The 20,919-nt window shown below is 37.2% G+C and carries 16 protein-coding genes; all 16 read right to left on the bottom strand.

All coding sequences use genetic code 11. The features are described 5' to 3' along the window. Positions 1-9 precede the first annotated feature (9 nt). The 16 genes from ACE1ET_RS17505 to treF all read right to left on the bottom strand — a co-directional run bounded on the left by ACE1ET_RS17505 (position 10) and on the right by treF (position 20,639). Complete coding sequence (locus ACE1ET_RS17505; protein ID WP_375729723.1) at positions 10-603, bottom strand: DJ-1/PfpI family protein; 594 nt, start codon at positions 601-603, stop codon at positions 10-12. 102 nt (positions 604-705) lie between these two features. Continuing rightward, on the bottom strand, positions 706-1,533 hold the full coding sequence (locus ACE1ET_RS17500) for a hypothetical protein (protein WP_375729722.1): 828 nt from the start codon (positions 1,531-1,533) through the stop codon (positions 706-708). 216 nt (positions 1,534-1,749) lie between these two features. Further along, complete coding sequence (locus ACE1ET_RS17495; RefSeq protein ID WP_375729721.1) at positions 1,750-2,187, bottom strand: RipA family octameric membrane protein; 438 nt, start codon at positions 2,185-2,187, stop codon at positions 1,750-1,752. Positions 2,188-2,410: 223 nt separating this feature from the next. Then, on the bottom strand, positions 2,411-3,529 hold the full coding sequence (locus ACE1ET_RS17490; RefSeq protein ID WP_375729720.1) for an HD domain-containing protein: 1,119 nt from the start codon (positions 3,527-3,529) through the stop codon (positions 2,411-2,413). Continuing rightward, a complete protein-coding gene (locus ACE1ET_RS17485; protein ID WP_375729719.1) occupies positions 3,529-4,563 on the bottom strand; it encodes a TIR domain-containing protein in 1,035 nt (344 codons plus the stop codon). The genes ACE1ET_RS17490 and ACE1ET_RS17485 overlap by 1 nt, the downstream gene beginning before the upstream one ends. After that, positions 4,560-5,783, bottom strand: a complete 1,224-nt coding sequence (locus ACE1ET_RS17480; RefSeq protein ID WP_375729718.1) for a B12-binding domain-containing radical SAM protein — start codon at positions 5,781-5,783, stop codon at positions 4,560-4,562. Before ACE1ET_RS17480 ends, ACE1ET_RS17485 begins: the two co-directional genes overlap by 4 nt. A gap of 162 nt (positions 5,784-5,945) precedes the next feature. Then, entirely contained in the window at positions 5,946-7,034 is a 1,089-nt protein-coding gene (locus ACE1ET_RS17475) for a DUF559 domain-containing protein (RefSeq protein WP_375729717.1), read from the bottom strand. Positions 7,035-7,611: 577 nt separating this feature from the next. Then, positions 7,612-8,313 carry a LytR/AlgR family response regulator transcription factor gene (locus ACE1ET_RS17470; protein WP_375729716.1) on the bottom strand — a complete coding sequence of 234 codons (702 nt, stop codon included), beginning with the start codon at positions 8,311-8,313 and terminating at the stop codon, positions 7,612-7,614. Next, on the bottom strand, positions 8,303-9,310 hold the full coding sequence (locus ACE1ET_RS17465) for a sensor histidine kinase (RefSeq protein WP_375729715.1): 1,008 nt from the start codon (positions 9,308-9,310) through the stop codon (positions 8,303-8,305). The genes ACE1ET_RS17470 and ACE1ET_RS17465 overlap by 11 nt, the downstream gene beginning before the upstream one ends. Before the next feature lie 169 nt (positions 9,311-9,479). Beyond that, positions 9,480-10,331, bottom strand: coding sequence for an MBL fold metallo-hydrolase (locus tag ACE1ET_RS17460; protein ID WP_375729714.1), 852 nt, complete (start codon positions 10,329-10,331; stop codon positions 9,480-9,482). Positions 10,332-10,418: 87 nt separating this feature from the next. Beyond that, positions 10,419-11,015, bottom strand: coding sequence for a peptide deformylase (gene def, locus ACE1ET_RS17455; protein ID WP_375729713.1), 597 nt, complete (start codon positions 11,013-11,015; stop codon positions 10,419-10,421). 67 nt (positions 11,016-11,082) lie between these two features. Beyond that, positions 11,083-11,649 (bottom strand): Crp/Fnr family transcriptional regulator, encoded by a 567-nt coding sequence (locus ACE1ET_RS17450; protein ID WP_375729712.1) that lies wholly within the window; start codon positions 11,647-11,649, stop codon positions 11,083-11,085. Positions 11,650-11,827: 178 nt separating this feature from the next. Further along, positions 11,828-13,414 carry a ribosomal protection-like ABC-F family protein gene (gene abc-f, locus ACE1ET_RS17445; protein WP_375729711.1) on the bottom strand — a complete coding sequence of 529 codons (1,587 nt, stop codon included), beginning with the start codon at positions 13,412-13,414 and terminating at the stop codon, positions 11,828-11,830. A 1,882-nt stretch (positions 13,415-15,296) separates the two neighbouring features. Continuing rightward, the gene (locus ACE1ET_RS17440; protein WP_375729710.1) at positions 15,297-17,438 is read right to left on the bottom strand and encodes a TIM-barrel domain-containing protein; all 2,142 of its coding nucleotides are present in this window, start codon (positions 17,436-17,438) and stop codon (positions 15,297-15,299) included. Positions 17,439-17,449: 11 nt separating this feature from the next. Beyond that, a complete protein-coding gene (locus ACE1ET_RS17435; protein WP_375729709.1) occupies positions 17,450-18,916 on the bottom strand; it encodes an alpha-amylase family glycosyl hydrolase in 1,467 nt (488 codons plus the stop codon). Between the two features lie 202 nt (positions 18,917-19,118). Then, the gene (gene treF / locus ACE1ET_RS17430) at positions 19,119-20,639 is read right to left on the bottom strand and encodes an alpha,alpha-trehalase TreF (RefSeq protein WP_375729708.1); all 1,521 of its coding nucleotides are present in this window, start codon (positions 20,637-20,639) and stop codon (positions 19,119-19,121) included. Positions 20,640-20,919 lie beyond the last annotated feature (280 nt).

The raw sequence follows: 20,919 nt of genomic DNA, 5'->3' as shown, positions 1-20,919 counted from the left end.
GCTTTTTTGTCATTTGTTTGTAAATCTCATATGTTTTTTTATCTCATCAACATTTTTTGTAGAAGTCAACATTTCCAATAATTTAAATGAAACTTCTAGTCCGGTTGCTGGTCCAGTCGACGTTATAATGTTTTTGTCAACAACAACATGCTTGTCTTGAACATTTACTCCAAAATCTGCAAGTTGTTTCCTTCTAAATCCGTTAGACAAATCATAAGTAGTTGCGTTTCTACCTTTCAAAACTCCTGATTTCCCAATTGGAATTGCTGCTACACAAACAGCTGCGATTATTTTTCCATCTTTATCGAAATCCCGTATCAAATTTAAAAACCGTTCATCAAACGCATCTTCATAAAAACCAGCATCTTCAAATCCACCTGGTATTGCTAATGCGTCATAGTCATTGATGTTGATTTTGTCAAATTCAATTTCAGGACGAACATTAAAATTCCATTTGCATTTTATTTCAGGTCTAAGTCCGGTGGTAATCATGTCCACTGGCTCATTACCTAATATTCTACTCCAGCCAATTACGTCAGTGAATACACCCGCCTCGTACTCTTCAAATCCTTGTGCAAGAAATAATAATACTTTTTTATTCATTTTTGGTTTTCTTGATTAATCCACTGATTTCTATATTCTTTTGTTTTCTTCAATCTTACCGCTAACGGTTGGTAGATGTTGTAGCGGATTTCGAAGAGGTTTTTAATATCTGTATTCATATTCACTGTTTTCAGTTATGACCTTAATCGGATAATCATTTTGATTATATTCATAGGATGTCGTACTGGTTGAATATTTTTCAAACCCCGGAACTTCTTCATGTCTGATCAGATTTGTTTCAATTATATTATTTGAATTTGTGAAAAGTCCAGGACTGCCCAGTTCATTGAGAATTTTGAAAGGATTCTTCTTATTATCAAACTTAAAGGATTTTTCACTTATCAATTTTGGCTGGGTGCTTTCAGTAGAAAGGTAACTGTAATATTTTTCGTTTTTTACGTTCCAGTTTTCGTCATATTCATAAACATTAAATTGTGTAATCTCTCCATTTTCATTGTGTATATTCCTTGTTACAATTTTCCCGTCAATAAATTCAAAACTCTGTTTTGACCGTAACTCAAATTTATCTTCTTCTGTTTTAAAATAATTCTCAATTTCCAATAACCTCCCATTTTCATCATATTTAAAAATTTGGCGACTCGATATGGAACTGTTTTCCCCGGTCATTAATTCTGTTTTTTCAGTTGGCAACGAAGAAGATAACACTGATGGGTCTATAGCGGTTTCACGGCTAGTTAGTCTGCCATCATTGTCGTACAGATATTTGTTGTAAAAATATATCTCCTCTGTTTCGGCAATTTTCCTAATAGCGTTGTATTTATAATTGGAAATGATATTATCATTTGATACTTCTGATTTGATGAAATCGTTGTCATTGAGATGATTCACTTCAGGATCGTCTTTTTCGCAGGAAGACATAAGAAACAAAATCATACTCGCTAAGCAGAAATATTTGATTAACTGTTTCATAATTTGTAGGTTTTAAGATTTCGTTTTAATCAAGATGTCATATTCCTTTTTATGGTTGCATTTTCCTGTCAAATTGGTTTTTAAAAATGGCCAGTAACGGTTTGAATATGGTGCGTTTGGCATTACAATTCTCAACACTTTCAATTTACTATTATATTAATTAATTTCTACCATCTGCATTTTTAGCACTATCTGCCAAATGCACTATATTTTTTGTTATAAACAGAATTTTACTATTTCATTAGCAATAAATAAAATCCATAAAATGATAAATCCTATTGGTATGAGTTTTGATAATCCTGTAGAACTAAGCTTTATAGGTTTGGGTATTCTAGCAGATTTAGCTGGTCTAGCTTTTATGTATTTATTTAACATTTCGTCCTCTCCTATTAATGCCTCTATGTCAAGATGCCATCTTTTTTCATAATATTTTGAGATTATTATTATGTATCTCCATATTACTGAAAAAAATATTCCAAAAAGACAAAAAGCTATTTTTACATACAAGTCCAATTCAGTTCCTGAAAAAGTGAAAAATGAAATTAATGCACTGTTTATCGTTAACATTATAGAATAACGTTTCCATGTTCTATCACTTTCTTTTTCGGATATATCTACAAGAAGTTGAAGTATCTGAAATTTATCTTTATCCATCTTTTTTAAATTTTTTGTACAACGGTCACTTGTAATTGTCGTTGCAGATTTCGAAGAGCGTTCCTGTCCGCCAGCCGGCGGACGTGGAACTGCGATGCGAAAATCCGCAGTTGGCGTACCACCGAACCCCGCCCTGCAATATGTACTGTGTTAGCAACTGGGTGTTTTGTTTGTATTGTGATAAATGAATTTCCAGACTAATCATAAATAATAGATAACGATGTTACCACCATGTAAACCTATCCTGCGCTTTCAATTTTTCGATATCAAATGACATACTTGATTTTGTATTTGAAGGGATATATATTGTTGGTTCTTCTTTAAAAATTCTAGAGTATTTTAAAAAAGGTACTATGTCACTTAACAAGAAAAAATTCTCAGAAAATTTAGAATTAAAACAGTATTGTAAAGAATCTATCTTATTTTCATTAAATCTGTATTCAAATTCATTAACATACGCTGTTAGGGTATTTTCGTTGCTAGTTTCAAGCTCATCTATATTTTGGGGTAATTTTTCGAATAAGTTTTTATTAACAATCATTCCAATTATTTCTCTAGAAAATTCGTTTTCTAACATCATATCTTGAATTTGAAAGTCATTAAGTTTTGGTAAATCTTTAATAAGTTTTTTGTCTGACAAACTTATCTGAGAAGCTTTTATAATCATGGCACTCAGAGATATTGCTTTTTCTGAAGAAATATAATTATTGTATAAATTTTTCTTTACATCTCTAAATTTTAAAACTTCTGAAATTGCTTCATTGGAAATTAATATGTTATTACCGTCGATTATTATGTTGTCAACTATTTTCAAAGGATCATAGGTCAACTCTTCCTTGTCTAATGGTTTGCAAGCTCTATCAATGCCTTCAATTGTATCTAATGATAAAAAACCAAATAATAAGTTTTCAAGAACTGAATATTCATTTGAATGATTAAAAAGCGATAAGCAAATTGATAATACTTTATCGTTAAATATTTTTCTTATTTGTTCATTTTTGGCTATTAATCTCCTTATGATTAAACTAGTGACTCCTTCGTGATAATTCAACGATGAAGACCTATATAAAGGTTCTAAAATGTGAGAAAATGGTAAATGTCCAATATCGTGTAACAATGCAGATAGAATGAATGCATCCGTAATATCGTTATTAAAATTATGCTTATCTGATATGTGATATGCAAATTCAGCAACTTTAATAGAATGTTCTAAACGACTTGAAAAGTTGTTGTTTTTTTTAAAAAATGACAATGTTCCGTGGAATCTAATACCGCTTAATCTTTTAACCTCGTCAACCTTTAAAACATCTTCAAAATAATATGGTAAACTATTTAAATGCATTAGTAGATTTCTCTAGTTAATCTTGATTCATTCCAAAGATCATTAAAATGATTCAAATATCTATTAAATAATTGATGTTGTAAATTGATTTTAAATGTCGGAGATTTTATATGGTCAGAGTTTAATAGATATGGTCCAAAATATAAATTGTTATCAATGAAAAAAAGCATTGTTATTATTGGAGAGCAGTGAAACTTTACTTCAATTGAGCCAGAATACTTCATTTCAGTCCCTTTGGTCTCAATGAAGTTTACAAAATCTAACGTTCTTGTTAGAGATTCATGCCAAGACTCTTGAGATTTTCCGTCTCCAGAAAAAATTGATAGAATTTCTCCTGTTTTTGTTGGTAAATATTTGGAATCTTTTAATTCAATATATGGGTCAAATAGCAATATTCGAATTTTTGTTCCATTCTTCAATGCATTAAGCAACCTTTCTCCATTATCAGACTTGTGGTCTTCGATAAAGCCTCTTGTTCTCAGCGATAAAATAAAAATTCTATTTGTTGACTTTGAAATTTCTTCTGTATAAGAATCTATATTACGAAAATTATAATAGTGAATTGGCATATTTAGGTCAGAATTCAATAAAAGCTCTTTGATTGATTCCCTTATCTTATTTATTGCAGGACCAATTGCACTAGTAAGTTGTTTTTTTGGATCATAAGTAGCCAGAGTTAAGCCAGAAATATCAGATGGTATCGTTATGTCGATATTTCTTGGCATTACAATAAAACATCTTTTCCTCCCAATGAATCCCATAAAAAAACCTAATTCAAGAAGCACATTATCTCGGGCAGACCATTGAATTTCATTTCTTTTCATAACTAAATCATCTGCCGATAGAATAAATATTCCAAAATGATATTGATCTTTAATTTCTTCAAGTCTTTCCAATGTTTGGGTTGAAAGATTATAAACGTCTTCCCAAATCCAAACAGAGTAGCCATCATAGTCAAGCTTTTCTTGTATTTTATGCGCCAATTCCAGACCTTCAACGGATGAGCCTATGAAAATATTTATGTTTTGGTTCATTTATAAAAAGTTTGATTTAAATATTCGCTAAGTTTTGAATATGATAAATTTAATTCATTGTAGTCTTCTTCCGATCCATACCAATGTAAATCATTCATATAAATTGTATAATCTTCCCAGCTTCTTTTATTAATTTTTGATGAATTAAAAATTTTTGAACCTGGAAGAGGAGAGAATCTATATAACGCAATTCTATTTATACTTTTTTTATTCTGCTCAATAAATTTTATAGTTTCATTTGTGGTCTGCATATTTTCTCCGGGAAAACCATGCATTAAGTAAAGTTTTACCGCTAATCCTTTAGTTTTACACAATTTTAAAACTTGTTCAACTTGTGACAGAGTCATTCTCTTATTCATTTTTTTCAAAAGTTGGGTAGAGCCTGATTCTAACCCAATTCGAACCTCTGCACATTCGTTATTTGTTAATGTCTTTATATTTTCTTCATTTAAAGTATCTACTCTCGAATTACATTCGAATGGAAGATTATGTTTTTTCAGAATCTTGGATATATTCAATACATGTTCATTACTAATTGTGAAATTCTCATCTAATAAAACAATGCCTGTTACTTTGGGATAATATGTTTTTAATTGTATAATTTCATTCTCGAAATTCTCAGGTGATCTATAACGTATGGATTTTTTATTGTAGATGGCACAGAAAGTACAATCATTTAAACAGCCACGTGAAGACACCATACTAATAACATTATTCAACTTTCCCCCAACTCGGCTATTTAAGTAAATAAGTGAGTCGGGCAAAAGGTGTCTTGCTGGCATTGGGATACTGTCCAAATCAACTTTATCTCCAATTATTTTTTCTTTTTTGTGGTTGGGATTTTTAATGAATTTATAGAGTGTATTTTCTGATTCTCCAACGAATACTTTATCCAAATTAAGTTCATTCAATACCATTTCTGGGAAAAAGTTCGTATGACAATTCCCTGAAATGAAGAACTCAGCTTTATCTCGTAATTTGTCATTTATTTCGCGAAATAATGGATAAGTGACAGAGGATGTTATACCATAACCTATAATGTCTACAGTTTCAAATGTATTTAAATCAATGTTTATGTTCTCTATCGGAATTACATTGATTTGGTGTCCCATTGATTCTATTACACTTGCAATATATAATAAACCTAGTGGAGGAAATTCTACTCTATTTGTAGATCTAATTTTCTCTGTATAATACGGATATATTAAGGTTATTTTCATTTGTTATACTTTGCAATTGCATCTTTTTCACCTTGTTGGTAACGGTGGTGGTATGAGGTCGTGGCGGTCAGACGAGAGTCGGAGTGTCCGACCGAAACTGAGGTTGGGACGAGATTCGACTTGTCGAATCCGCACGAACCCAGCCATGCCTTATACCACGTGTTAGCTGCTGCCGTTTTTTAATTCTTTTTCTATTTTGTCTAATACACTCTCAATTTGTTCTGTTATTTCTTTTCCCGAAAATCTCATGCTTTTGATTCCTAAATCAGCGAGTTTAGAGTCTATAATTTTATCTTTTGCTTCATCGTGAAATTCAGAACCATCACAGAATATTGCAAGTTTATTGTCGGAAAAGAAAAAGTCTGCTGCCGTTATTAGCTTTTCTTCTCCTAGCCAAATTTCATCTTCTTGCATTTTAAAATAATTTGGAATGATTTCTCCAGTTTTGTAGATACTCATTTGAATTTCTGGAGAGAGTCCTCTAATATGAAATCCTTGTAATAAAAATAATTCAATAGGAGAATCGCATCCCCAGATTCTTCTGGGTCTTGTATCTGGAAATGTTTTATAGTAAAGATTTGTTTTATATTTTCTGTATTTTGCATTTATTGGTCTGCTATAAGTATGATTTTCAGCCATAATTACATCTTTCTTGTCAAATATTGGAGACAGGAAGTACATTCCCCACTGAAAACCAATACTGTCAGAATGCGTTGTACTTGGCATTTTAGAAAATAGTGAATAGTGCATTGCCATTCCTGAATACCAACCTTTAATTGGATTAAAGTCAGTAAAGACATGACCGCCTCTTTGGCATAACTCTCTTAAGTCAAAGGTTTTCAGCAAGTCTATATTCCAAGTGTCAATTTTACCATTCTTTTCCATTGGAATTAATGAAACGCTATATGGTTTTCCTAAAATTTCGTTCTCTCCAACTTTATTAAAAGCGTAAAAATTAAAAATTATAGAAATCGCCTGAAATTCAGTAACTCCAATGCTTTTGTAATATTCGTATTCAATCGGACTAGGATTTACTTCAATTGTTGTTCCTCGTTTACCGTCAACAGTACTATTTTCTCCAATAAATTCGAATCGAGGTTTTGTTAACGGAAGAATTCCATTTAATGTATGAAAGTCAAAGTTTAATAATGGAGGTAAAGTTTTATAATCAATGTCGAGATTAAACCCCTGTGGAAATGAGTTATAAAAATCAATATTGTCGGAAAGATATTTAGGTCTGTTCGTTATCATTTTGTCTTTTTTACGGTTGCAGCTAACGGTTGTATAAATCACATGTGTATTTATATCTCCTGTAGGTAATTTTTGTTAAATGATTTGCTTATAGTACTTTAATGGTAATGTGTGATTGATTTGGTAATTTATTTTTTGCAAGACTCATCGGTTTAATGATGGGTTTTAGTCAGAGCGTTTGCTTGGTGCAAAAGGGGCTTTTCAGATTCAGCATTAAAAATAATAAAAATCCGGCAGCTTTAAATAAATAAGTTTATTTATTTGGTTGAATAAGATGGAAATGAGGTAATTGTATAGGGTAGGTGGATATTCGCTCCGGCATGCATATAAAGTGTAGATGGATATCCACACCAACAACTTTGAATAAAGTAGCAGATCTTCAGGTGTCTTTTTCTTTGTTCTTATTTCTGCTCACCTGAATAGAAAGGCCAATACCCACAACAAGAATAATACCCAAAGCCAGATAGATGATCAATGAAAAAATGCTGCCCATAGTTATTTATCAAAAATTATACCGGCTAAGTTAGTAATTTGGATTGATAATGGGAAGCATCATGCTTTGTGTTTGATAACCGATTTATAATAATAATTTTCTTTCCTTTAAGATGCCATAAAATGCGTCTTTGTAACTGTCAGAAATCGGAATTAAATCCTTACCGATACGTATTCTGTTCCGCTCAATATGTTCAATTTTCGAAATTGAAACGATATAGGAATAATGAACTCTTTGAAAATCGGCATCCGGTAATATCTCCAGTAAATTACGGAATGTCTGCAAGGTCATTATTTTTTTATCAGTGGTATGAATCTGCAAATAATCTTTCATACCCCGGATATAGAGGATGTCTTTAATTTCAATTTTCTCGATACGATATTCTGTTTTTACAAAAATGTATTCATTTGAATTTTTACCTGCTGTTTCACTTAACTGATGATAAACCTTATCCACTGACTTTAAAAAGCGCTCAAATGAGAATGGTTTTAAAAGATAGTCTGCCACATCTAATTCATATCCTTTTAGTGCAAACTCATCATAGGCCGAAGTGATGATTACTTTGGGTTTGCTTTGGAGAGCTTCCAGAAATTGTATGCCGGAAAGCTTTTTCATCCTGATATCAAGGAAAATCAGATGGACATCATTTTGCTTCAGATATCCGATGGCATCAACGGCATTATCAAATCCTTCCAGTAAATTCAGATAGTCAACCTGCTCTATAAATTCCTTAATTTTCTTTAGAGCCAATGGTTCATCTTCTATAGCAATACAGTTAATTTTCATTGAGTTCTATTTCCAGCTTAACCTTAAAAACTGAATTGTCAGTATTGATTGTTAACTGATGTTTGGTTTTGTAGATCAAATCTAAGCGTTTTTTTACGGTTTCTAGGCCTATCCCGTGAACTTTATCTTTGTCTGTGTCGGAATGGTCAAACCGGTTCTCGCAAACAAAAATCAGCGTTTTGTTTTCCAGACTTATATCAATCATTATCCCATTCTCAGTACCTGAATCAACGGAGTGTTTAAAGGCGTTTTCAACAAACGGAATCAACATCATGGGCGCTATTTTTAGTCCGTCAGCATTGACATTTATCCTGTAATTCAGAAACTTTTCCGTCTTAAGTCTTAATTGTTCCAAAGCCAGATAATTTTCTAAATGGTTCAGTTCTTTCTGTAATTCAACAAAATCTGATTTGGCATCTTTTAGCATGTATCGCATAATGTCCGAAAGCTTCACCAACGATTTCGAAGCCTTATCCTGATTGTCATATATTAAAGTGTCTATATTATGCAATGTATTGAACAAGAAATGAGGATTGATTTGAGAACGAAGTAAAGCGAAATTGCTCTCAAAATTTTTACGTTCAAGTTCTGTTTTTAATCTGTTTTTCTTGAACCAATCTGTGAAAAATTGAAATAAGCCACCCAAAAAACCAAATAACAGTATAACCACTAGAGTCATCAAGGCGTCCATATACTTATAAGAATTATTTTCTCCCCAAATTACATGTCCAATGAAAAAAGGTGCGATTAACAAAAGTGGATAGATTAGGAATTTTACATTTTTTATGATCAGCTTAGTGTAAAAGAAAAAAATATAAAATGGAACCGAAAGTATTCCAACAGTAAGTGCAGCACTTGTATATGCCTCCCAGTTAGTGAGTGGGTTAAAATCTTTGGAAGGCAATAACATTGGAATCAAGTTCGTAATTGTAAAGATTAGAAACCAAATCATTAACCAAAATCCAATGTGCGATAAAATAATAACTGACTTTTTCATTTTTCTAAATTTAAGCAATACATGGGTTCAAAAGTCAGAAATTATAAATTGTTTTAAGAATACAATATATTCCTTCACGTATTTTATCGACACATTCAATTATTCAGTCTATGCTTTGGTTTGCAGTAATCCTCGCAGCAGTACACAAATCGCCGTATTGTTTTTATGATTAATCATTTAAGAAAACATCAGTGTATCCGTTTATAAATGAGATATCCCCAACTCTGTAAATATTTTTTGTTGAGCCATAAAAGTCTGTTTGTTTAACAGGTTTATATGAAAGGCTGTCCGATCTGAAATCTGTGAGTGTCTGTTTAAGCTCAATCAGTTTGTTATAGGTTCCCTGAGGTCTTCCATGTGCACCATAAAGTTTAAAATTATCGTTGCTGTTTGACAGAATGAGATCGATGCTACGCAGATAATTTTCCATGTCATCTATAAGAAGCAATCCGTTATAAATCAGATCCCCGGCAAAGATATATCTGTTAGCTTTATCAATAACGGTTATTGAATTGGGGGAATGACCCGGAGTGTACAGGATTTGAATTTCGCGATTCCCTAAATTCAAATCCTTTTGTGTGTCAATCAGGGAAATTGTTTTTATCAAAACTGAATCCTGATATAATGTTTCCCGCTTTGTCAGGCATAAAGAAGTATCTGTAAGTTGATCCTTATTTGGGACCTGGTCACTAAGGATTGCAATGCTGTCAAATTCATTTATACATCCGATATGATCAAAATGAAAATGTGATAAAATCAATGTAACCGGCTTGTTTGTCAGTTTTGAAACGGTTTTATGTATCGATTCGTTTTTATTTTCTCCTGAACCGGCATCGATAAGAAATGCTTTGTTGTCGCCTACAATTAAGAAGCAGGAGTTTTTCTGAGAACTATTCGGCTCTGAAATGATGAAGGTATTCTTATCAATTTTTTCAATGGTATACCAGGTATTCGTATGATTTGCACAGTTATTAAAAGAGATTAAAATAACAGTGAATAATATGGTCTTCAATGCCTTCATTGTTTGTGAGTTAAGTGGACTGTTGCGGATTTTAAGCGGGTTGTGAACCTTAATTTTATACTTTACCTGCCATTACTTATACACGTGTTAGTGTCTGGCATTTTTTACAAATTTTATTGGATATTTCGTTTTAACCTGTCCTTTTATTATCCTTTTTAGTTTTGCGTCCATTAGCCTCTTTCTTAATGGTTTCAGATGGTCAATATACAAAATCCCTTCGGTATGGTCATATTCATGTTGGACTATTCTGGCAGTTGTTCCACTATATGTTCGTATTTGTTTTTCAAAATATGGATTATCATACTCTATCGTAATTGTCCAGGGCCTTTTTACCGGTTGAGACAAGTCCGGGATGCTTAAACAACCTTCTTCATCTTCCCAAAAGTGACCGGAATGCTTAATAATTTTAGCATTAATAAATGTTTCTGTTATTCCCTTATCATCGTTCCCATAATATGCTTTCCTGTCGGATTCTTCAATATTGTCATAAGTCGATTTGCTATCTACTATAAAAAGCCTGATTGGTTGCCCTATTTGGGGGGCAGCAAGCCCACATCCGTTAGCTTTTTGCATCGTTTCCCACATATCACTAATTAGTTCGTTAAGATTTGGATAATCCGGATTAATATTTTCACATTTTTCTTTTAGTATTTTATGCCCTAAGGACAAAATTGGTAATCTCATGTTTTATAATTCTTTAGTTTATCCGGTAAAATTCTAAAGAACCTATCAAACATTCAATGAACCCATGTTAACTAATTTGCCTTCGAATCCGGCTCAGTCCTTGTGGTGTAATCCCAATGTACGAAGCGATGTATTTCATCGGTATAAATTTTAAGATATCTGGTCGTTCGCTAAACAATCGCAGGTATCTTTCTTTGGCATTATATTTTAGTAATGATAATTCCCGCTTGCTTTTTTCTAAAAATAATCTTTCAGAGGCAAAACGTCCTAAATAATTTCCCGCTTTAGTTTGTGTATAGACTTTCTGTAAATCGGCGTAAGAAATCTGCCAGACGATTGTTTCAGTTAAGGCCTGCAATTCATATTCTGAAGGAGTCTGAGTCAGAAAGGAATCATAAGCACAAGTAAATTCTCTGTTAAAGCTGAAATTAAAAGTCAAATCAGTTTCATCATCCGGAATATAAAATCTCACAATGCCTGATTCGATGAAAGATAAAAATTTTTCTGTCTCACCTTGTTGGGTAATTATTTCGTTCTTATCAAAGACTTTTCTGCTAAAATGAGCAGCAATGAATTCCCATTCTGCTTCTTTAAGTTTTATAATTTTTTCGTAATATTCTCTTAAATATCCCATATGTAGTGTCGTTTTTTGCTTGTTGCTAGTGGATAAGTATATGAAATGTTTGGCATTTTAAGTGAATTTCTGTCAAACCGCGACGCAGATTATCAATGTACCAGTCTCAAAGATAGGACTTTCCTTCCAGAATCTTTTATATACAATTAAGCTGCAATATTTCATTTCAGGGTCTATGTTAAAGTTCTATAGTTTGTTCTGCGTTTAATTGTTCCAGGAAGTATTCATCGTGTGAAATGACAATCAGGGTACCTCTGTATTCATTTATGGCTGTTGTCAGGATTTCAATGTTTTGAATATCCAGGTTATTGGTAGGCTCGTCCAATATCATAATGTCAGGAGATTGGTTTTTAATATTTAAACAGCAAATCATTAAGCGCATTCTTTCTCCACCGCTTAACGCACTGCAAGGTTTATCCCAGTCATTTTTGGGAAACAAAAACCGGTTGAGCCTGATTTTAATCTCGTGTTCCTGCAAAGATGATACGTTGAAACGTTGAGCCTGCGTGTAAACATTTAGTGTATTGTCGATCATTGAAAAGTCCTGGTCAATGTAAACCGACCTTGCATTTGCCCTGTAAATAGTTCCTGTTTGTGGTTCTAACTCACCTAAAATCAGTTTTATTAAAGTTGTTTTTCCCGAACCGTTCAAGCCTTTCAATGCATGACGCTCTCCACTTCTGATTTGAAAGTTTAGATTTTCACTCCAGAGTGGTTCCGTGCTGTAACTGAAATTAATATTTGTGGCGGTAAACATTATTTTGCCCTGATGTAATGCTGAATTGTCAAAATCGAATTTCATTTTATCAATATCAGGTTGAGATGAACGCAGCACCTGCAATTCCCGTGAAATACCGCCAATTTTCTCAGCGTGTACACTTTTTATTTTTGAAGTGCTGTTTTCTGAATCGTTTTTCATCTTATTCATCATTACTTTGGGCGTTCCTGCTTTTGCATGTTTCTTTTTCCCCCGATTATTTAGTTTTTGCTGCCGTTCCAACGTGTCCTGCTCTTTTTTTCGTGCTTTTCGCAAGGCTTTTTCTTTACTTTGAATATCCTGGGCTAATGCATTGTTTTCTATTTGTTTTTGAAGCGCATAAAATTCATAATTCCCGCCATAAACTGATATGCCATGTTTGCCCAATTCGCAAACTGTATTTAAAAGGTTTAACAATTTTCTGTCGTGGCTGACAATAACCAAAGCGCTCTTTGTAGATTCAATATAACGGTACAAAAGTGTCCTGCCCGAAATATCCAGATGATTACTGGGCTCGTCCAGTAAGACCAGTCCGGACTGGTGAATAAAAATTCCGGCAAGTAAGACTTTCATTTTTTGCCCGCCGCTTAGCGTCCCCATTTTTTGAGATAAATCCAAATTGCTGATTTGCCAATAGTCCAGTGCCTCTTTGCACCGTTCCTCTATTGACCAGTCATCATTCAGGAGCGCATAATTTTTGTCTGATACTTTCCCTTTCAATATTTCTTTCAGGGCTTTGAGTTTGGCTTCAACCTGCAATGATTGTGCAACAGTCTGATCGTTGTACTGACCAAAAATCTGAGGAATATAGTAGGGCCTGGCATCAACGATTATTTGCCCTTCATGTGGTGATAGCTGATTTGCTATTAGTTTCAACAAAGTTGATTTCCCAATACCATTATTGCCAATCAGGGCTACTTTTTGGTGATTGCTTACGGTAAGATTTATAGTTTCAAACAGTAAGTCTTTATTCGGATGTTTATATGAAACGTTCTGTAGAGATAACATAATTTCTTTCGTTATATAAATGAAAATTTCACAGCAAAATAGGTTACTGTGCTTTTTATCTATTTTATGAAAGTGTTTATATGCTCATCACTGCTTACTATTTGATTTTTGATAGTACAAATGTATAAAATTCCTTGTTTTTTTAATAAAACATCTAAACCCTGTTGGCAACCGGGCATAGTTACTAATTTTCAAAATTATAATTTCTATTCGTCCCTTAAGCTTTCAACCGGATTTGGATTTGAAGCTATTATTGCTTGTGATCCGACAGTTAACGAGGTAATTACTATTGCTATAATACAGGAACTAATGAAGATCCACCAATCAAGGTAAATTCTAAATGCAAATTTATGTAACCAATTGTTCATTCAAATGTAGCAAGTTCAGTTATGTTCAAGACAACCCTCTCTCTCACTCGGTTCCACCTCGTGACAAAGAGGGCCAAATTAGACCAGCAAATTTGATTCAATCGCGTCCCAACAAAAATCACTTGTCAAGGCACCTTCCCCGGGACCGATTGAAAATCGGGAATTGGGAGGGTCATGAAATACTATTTTCAACATCCTACAAAAAGCCGACAAAAACGTTCTTCAATTGTTTAACTGCTGTGCGCGGTTTCGGATTTACATGACTTATAAACCCATGGCTGTGCCATGGGTTGAATTGCGAATTGCCTTTCTGGCAAAGTATTTCCTCACCCCAATGAAAACACATGTCAGATCACTTTTTCTGGGCCAGATTGCAGATCGGGATTAGGGAGGGTAGTAAATACAAAACTTACAGGTTTGATTAATCCTGGGAGGGTCATGAATTTTATTTGACTCACCCCGGACCAGAGTTCCGGCCTGTTATTTTCAAGACAACCCTCTCTATCACTCCACTGCATTTCGTGACAAAGAGGGACAAATTAGACCAGCGAATTTGATTCAATCGCGTCCCAACAAAAATCACTTGTCAAGGCACCTTCCCCGGGACCGATTGAAAATCGGGAATTGGGAGGGTCATGAAATACTATTTTCAACATTCTACCAAAAGCCGACAAAAACGTTCATCAATTTTTTAACTGCTGTGCGCGGCTTCGGATTTACATGACTTATAAACCCATGGCTGTGCCATGGGTTGAATTGCGATTTGCCTTTCAGACAAAATATTTCCCGCACCCCAATGAAAACACATGTCCGATCACCCTCCATGGTACTGATCGAAGCATCAGTATTAGGGAGGGCAGTAAATACGAAACTTACAGGTTTGAAAGAAACCAGGGAGGGTCATGAAAGTATATTTGACTCACCCCGGACCAGAGTTCCGGCCTGTTATGTTCAAGACAACCCTCTCTGTCAAAGTGTTCCAGTTCGTGACAAAGAGGGACAAATTAGACCAGCAAATTTGATTCAATCGCGTCCCAACAAAAATCACTTGTCAAGGCACCTTCCCCGGGACCGATTGAAAATCGGGAATTGGGAGGGTCATGAAATACTATTTTCAACATCCTACAAAAAGCCGACAAAAACGTTCTTCAATTTTTTAACTGCTGTGCGCGGCTTCGGATTTACATGACTTATAAACCCATGGCGTAGCCATGGGTTGAATTGCGATTTGCCTTTCAGACAAAATATTTCCCGCACCCCAATGAAAACACATGTCCGATCACCCTCCATGGTACTGATCGAAGCATCAGTATTAGGGAGGGCAGTAAATACAAAACTTACAGGTTTGAAAGAAACCAGGGAGGGTCAGTAAAATTTTTTTGACTCACCCCGGACCACAGTTCCGGCCTGTTATGTTCAAGGCAGCCCTCTGCTTTGTAACAAAAAAGGATAAATTGGTGCGGATGGATATCCGCACCAGTAAAGGATTTTTAGTATGTGTTTATAAGAAAGACTTAATTTATCTTTACATCAATGGATTTCTTTTTACTCCAGTCAGAGTACACCATGCCGTTCCCGGTGATCACACCAACCCGGAACACCCGTTTTTTAAATTTCATATCACCTTTCTGGCGGGTTACTGTTACGGTCATGGTTCCCGGTACTGTGGCGCTGGCTTCAAATACATCGCAGGCAAATTCCCCTTTCCGGTAACCATATCCGTCACCGGCATCACTGTAAAGACGTCCGGTAGCCGTCATGTTATCATCAGGGCATACATATAATGTAATAGAGTCGTTGGAAAAATAAGCTGTGGATTGCACCACCTGTCCCAGGGGCAGAATAGTTCCGCCGCGCAGTTTCACATCAGGCTGATAACTGTCCGTTTCAGAATTTTCACCAACCAGCGATATGGTTTTCCAGATGCCTCCCGGAAGCTTCGGACGATAGGCCCATTTGGGCACAATCAACAGATCGGATCCCAGCATAAATGCCTGCTGTTCATTCCGGATGTTTTTGTCAGCCGGGTCAGCAAAAAACACAGGGCGCATCACTGGCATACCATTTTCTGACGACTGATGAAACAACGTGTAGAAGTAAGGCAATAACCTGTAGCGCCGTTCAATGGCTGTCCGTGCCACGTCTTCTATCTCTTTACCGAATACCCAGGGCTCCTGGTTTTTACTGTCTTCTGTAGTATGGGCCCGCGAAAACGGATAAAAAGCACCAATAGCAATCCATTGTCCCCACAGTTCCGGAGTGGCATTTCCGGCAAAACCGCCTATGTCGGGTCCGTTAAATGGTTGTCCTGATAATCCGAGGTTAATACTCATTGGAATCGACATTTTCAGGTGATCCCAGCGTGCAGCATTATCACCGGTCCAGGTGGCAGCATAGCGTTGGCCGCCAATAAAATTGGACCGGGTAAGGATAAACGGCCGTTTGTCAGGGTTGGCCGCTTCAATACCTTCGCGTGATGCTTTTACCATCATCATGCCATATACGTTATGATAGCGCAGATGCACATCTTCGGGTAGTTTTTTACCACCTTTATGAATGTTATCCACGGGCATGGTCAAGTCGGGGCCGTCAAAAACAGCCGGTTCATTCATGTCGTTCCATACGCCGTCAATTCCGGTCGCCATGTAGTCCTTGTACAGCGCCGACCACCAGGCTTGCGTCTTTTCCTGTGTAAAATCGGGAAATACACATGGGCCCGGCCATACATTTCCTACATAATTTTTGTTGTCTTTCGTTTTGACCCAAACATCTTTCTCCGTACCGGAATCATATACACTGTAACCATCTTCTTTGGCTACTCCCGGATCGATCATCCAAACAGATTTATAGCCTTTGTTATGCAGATATGCATTGGTGTTTTCAGGATTTGGAAATCGTTCCGGTGAAAAGGTGAATATTTTATAGGCATCCATATAATGGATGTCCATCCAGATCACATCACACGGAATCTGTTTGAGCCGGAATGTATCAGCAATTTCCTTCACCCTGCTGGCAGGATAGTAGGACCAGCGGCACTGTTGGTAACCCAGGCTCCATAACGGAGGCATTTCAATGGTTCCGATCAGGCTTGCCAGTTTTACCATCACCTGCTGCGGAGATTTCCCTTTAATGACAAATACACGATAGGCGGGACCCGCAGAAGAAAACAGGATTTCCTTTCCCAACGATAACTCCATTTGCCAGGTATTGTCTGCCAAAACACCAAATGCCGAACCGTCTTCATTGACACCAAGTACCCACGGATGTGACTGGTATAAGCGTACGCCATTGTCGCGTTCATACATAAAGTTATCGGTATTCCACATGCGGCGTGTGGTTCCGTTACGCACCAGGTTTCCGGTCTGCTCGCCGGTGGCATACAGGTCGGTGTTTGGCGCAATTTCTACTTCTGCCATGGACTTGCCGAATGCTTCACTGAATGCCACATTCATATCCCAGTCAGATGGTAGTTCTCCCTGCATTTCCGGTTCTTCTACCAGTGCAAACGAAGGCAGGTTCTCTTCAGGATTGAAATTTTCAGGATAGAATACGGCAATATCATCGTTGATAAGCCCTGTTCTGTATTGAGCTGAAATACTCGATGTAATCAGGATCATACCTGAAAGTAACAGTTTTAAAAAGCTGGTATGTTTCATGAGAAATTATTTTATTTATTGCTGTAAACCAGGTAATCCCATGGTTTAAGGTCAAGTTTCATGTCTTCGGACAGCGAGAGACTGATGTTGTTAAAGATATCGGTGTACGTTCCTTCAAAACCGTTACCCTGAAGTGTTCCCTTTTGAGGTTTCGATGACAGATTGATAATAACTACTACTTTATCACCGATTTTCTCGCGGATGAAGGCATAGATGTTTTCATCGTTACCTGTTGGGATTTTTACCAGTTTACCGCCGTTTTTACCGTTCCATAAAGCCTGGTTACGGTGTTTCAGATCGAACAGTTTTTTGTAAAATCCTGCATATTTATAATGATCCCATGGTACGGTGTCCTTGGAGAAAAAGGCCAGTCGCTTGTCCATGGCTGATTCCTGACCGGTATACACCAGCGGCATTCCGTTGAAGGTTGCTGTCAGCACGGCGAATGCCAGATGGCCTTTGCCCATGCGTTCGAACTCTGTTCCGGCCCACGCATTTTCATCGTGGTTAGAAGTGAACTGCATGTGGTATCCTTTGTGATACTGACGTGCTTTTTTTGCCAGCAATGAATCAATATCTATGGCTGTTTTCTTATCAGCTTGTTGGGCTGATCCTTCCACCAGGTTCCCCTGTACAAGCCTGGCTGCGTCGTTGCGGTTGGCACCCTGGTATTTGGCAATGTCATTCAACAGGTGATGCATTTCCCATGCATAATCCATAACGAATGAACCGTCATTCAGTAATTCGGGATTTTCAGCTTCGGCCAGCATAAATACCGGTTCAATGGCATATAACGAATCGGTACACTGCTCCCAGAAGTCCACCGGAACACCATGTGCCACATCTACCCTGAAGCCGTCAATGCCGATGTCGGTAATCCAGAATTTCATGGCATCGATCATGCCAATCCGCATATCCGGATTATCGTAATTCAGGTCGGCTACGTCGGTCCATCCCCAGGATTTTCCGGTGTTGTAGTCGATGGGATCAGTAATATTCCCTAACGAATCTTTGGTGTACCAGTCGGGATGTTCCGTTATCCACGGGTTATCCCAACCGGTGTGGTTCGGTACCCAGTCGATGATGCAGTGCATGCCCAGCGCGTGAATGGAGTCGAGCATGGTTTTGAAATCGTCCATGGTGCCAAAACGCGGATTGACTTTGTAGTAATCGCCAACGGCATACGGACTGCCCAGTTCGCCTTTCCGGTTCTTTTTGCTTACAGGATGGATTGGCATGAGCCAGAGGATGTCCACACCCATTTCTTTCAATCGTGGCAGGTGATCCATAAAAGCATTAAATGTTCCTTCGGGCGTGTATTGCCTCATATTGACCTCGTAAATGGTGGCGTTTTTATGCCATTCAGGAACGCGGGGTTTCTCCCATGAGCTTTGATCCTGACTTTGTTTGGCTCCGTTACAGGCTCCCGTCAACAGGATGATAAGCAGTAAGCCGAGGAGGTTAAGATTTTTGTTCATTTTCAATATACGTATTTGATTGTTAATTTCAGTTTTATTTTATTATTTCTGAGTCAAAAATCAGTTGTCATCTGTCTCCCTACACCCCTAACCCCTAAAGGGGAAAATCCTTCCCACGTTGGCTGGCGATCCCTTCAGAGAATTAAAGGGTTAGCGCCGGGTTATTAATCAACTCTATCTACTTATTACTTACAACTAACCACTACCAACTACTTATCTCTTCTCTCATCTTCAGAAACACCCCGTTTGTCCAGCCAAAGCCATCCTGGTTGTTGTATTCTCCACCACCTCCTGGACGATCGGGATGTACCACATCGTATTTTTCGGTCATTTTCCCGCTTTCAAAGTACACCTTCATATTCAGGCTGATCCATCTTTCTGCGATTGCTTTTGCCAGAGTGTTGAGGCCATAATTTTTCATGGCTACATAGCCAATCCATTGCAAGGGTGCCCAGCCGTTGGGGTAGTCCCATTGCTGTCCACGATGTTCAGTTAATGTAGTGACCAATCCACCGTTTTGCAGAAACTCATTCCGGATGTAGTCTGCAGCACCCTGTGCCTGTTCCGGTGTGGCAATATTAAAGAATAAAGGGAATAATCCAGCCAGGGTTTCCTGTTCTGACAGTTGTTTCTCTTTAAAGTTATAATCAAAAAAATACGCTTTCTTCTTATTCCAGAATACCTTCTGAATTAATGCTTTCCGTTGTTCTGCCAATGCTGCATATGCTTCCGATTTCCCGTCAGTGTTTTTGAGCCGGTATGCTTTTGATAAGGTCATTTCCATGTGATAAATCAGGCAGTTAAGGTCTACAGGAAGGTATTGTGTGGTTATGATCTGTTCCAGATGTTCCCCGTCGCTAAACCAGCGTGTGGAGAAGTCCCATCCTGATTCTGCAGCCGAACGGATGTCTCTGAAGACGGATGAATCGCGACCTGATGCTTCGAAAGTTTTCACATCATGCAGATATGATTCCGGACGTGCTGTGTTTAATGCATCGTAATAACGGTTCAGAATCTTGCCGCGCTTATACCTCACAACTTTATTTCCCGACATCCAGTACGCATATTCTTTTTCTATTTCGGGCAGAAACCTGATCAGAATGGTCGAATCGTGTTTGGTTTCAGCCAGCAGTTCCACCATAAGTGAAAAAAACGGCGGCTGCGACCGGCTCAGGTAGTAGGTCCGGTTTCCGTTGGGAATATGTCCGTACGTATCAATGAGCCATGCAAAATCACTGACCATGTGCTCCATCAGGTCGCTTCTTCCACTGACCTGCAGGCCCAGCATGGTAAAATAACTGTCCCAGTAATACATCTCAGTGAACCGGCCTCCGGGGATCACATACGGTTCCGGTAACGCAATACGCGATGAATTCGGGTTTTGTGCTTCCGGCTGTCTCGTCAGCGTATTCCACAGCATGGTGATGTGCCGGATCATGGCTGCTGTATCGGCCTGAATGGTATCGAAATACGTGCCCACAAAATGCCTCAGATTGAATCCGGGTTGATCTTTTTGATTGTGGTAGAGGATCAGAATAGAATCAGGATCCGTTTTAGCGGGGCAATCGGCAAAGCGTTTCTGGTCGTGAAAAATCTGTTGGGTCTGAACCGTTTTAAACAGCTCACCATATTTCTGAACAGGATCAACCTGACTGCTTACCGGCCATGCAGCTAGCAAGGTCACAAAGATTATGAGTGTTATGGTTAATCTTTTGCCGTTCATAGATGTTTAACGGATGATATCTTTAGTTAAACTGTTGTTTTTTTGGGTGTTCGGAAACTATCAAATTTATGAAATTATACCGAACATGAGGAACCCTGAATAAGACAAAACTATGGTTCTTTAAGGGGAAATCACAGGAATAAGGATGAAAATGCCTCAAAAACCATTGGAATCGTTTCCGCAAACGTTTTCTGAAAATGTGCCAGGGCTTTTGCCCATTCAGGGCAAAGGAATTCCAATACATTTTAATCAAGGGGCATTGCCCATTGTTAATGCCATA

The sequence above is a fragment of the Quyinboa mangrovi genome (assembly GCF_042219825.1).
GTDB lineage: Bacteria > Bacteroidota > Bacteroidia > Bacteroidales > UBA5342 > JBHJHP01.
This window is presented reverse-complemented; position numbering and strand designations above follow the sequence as displayed.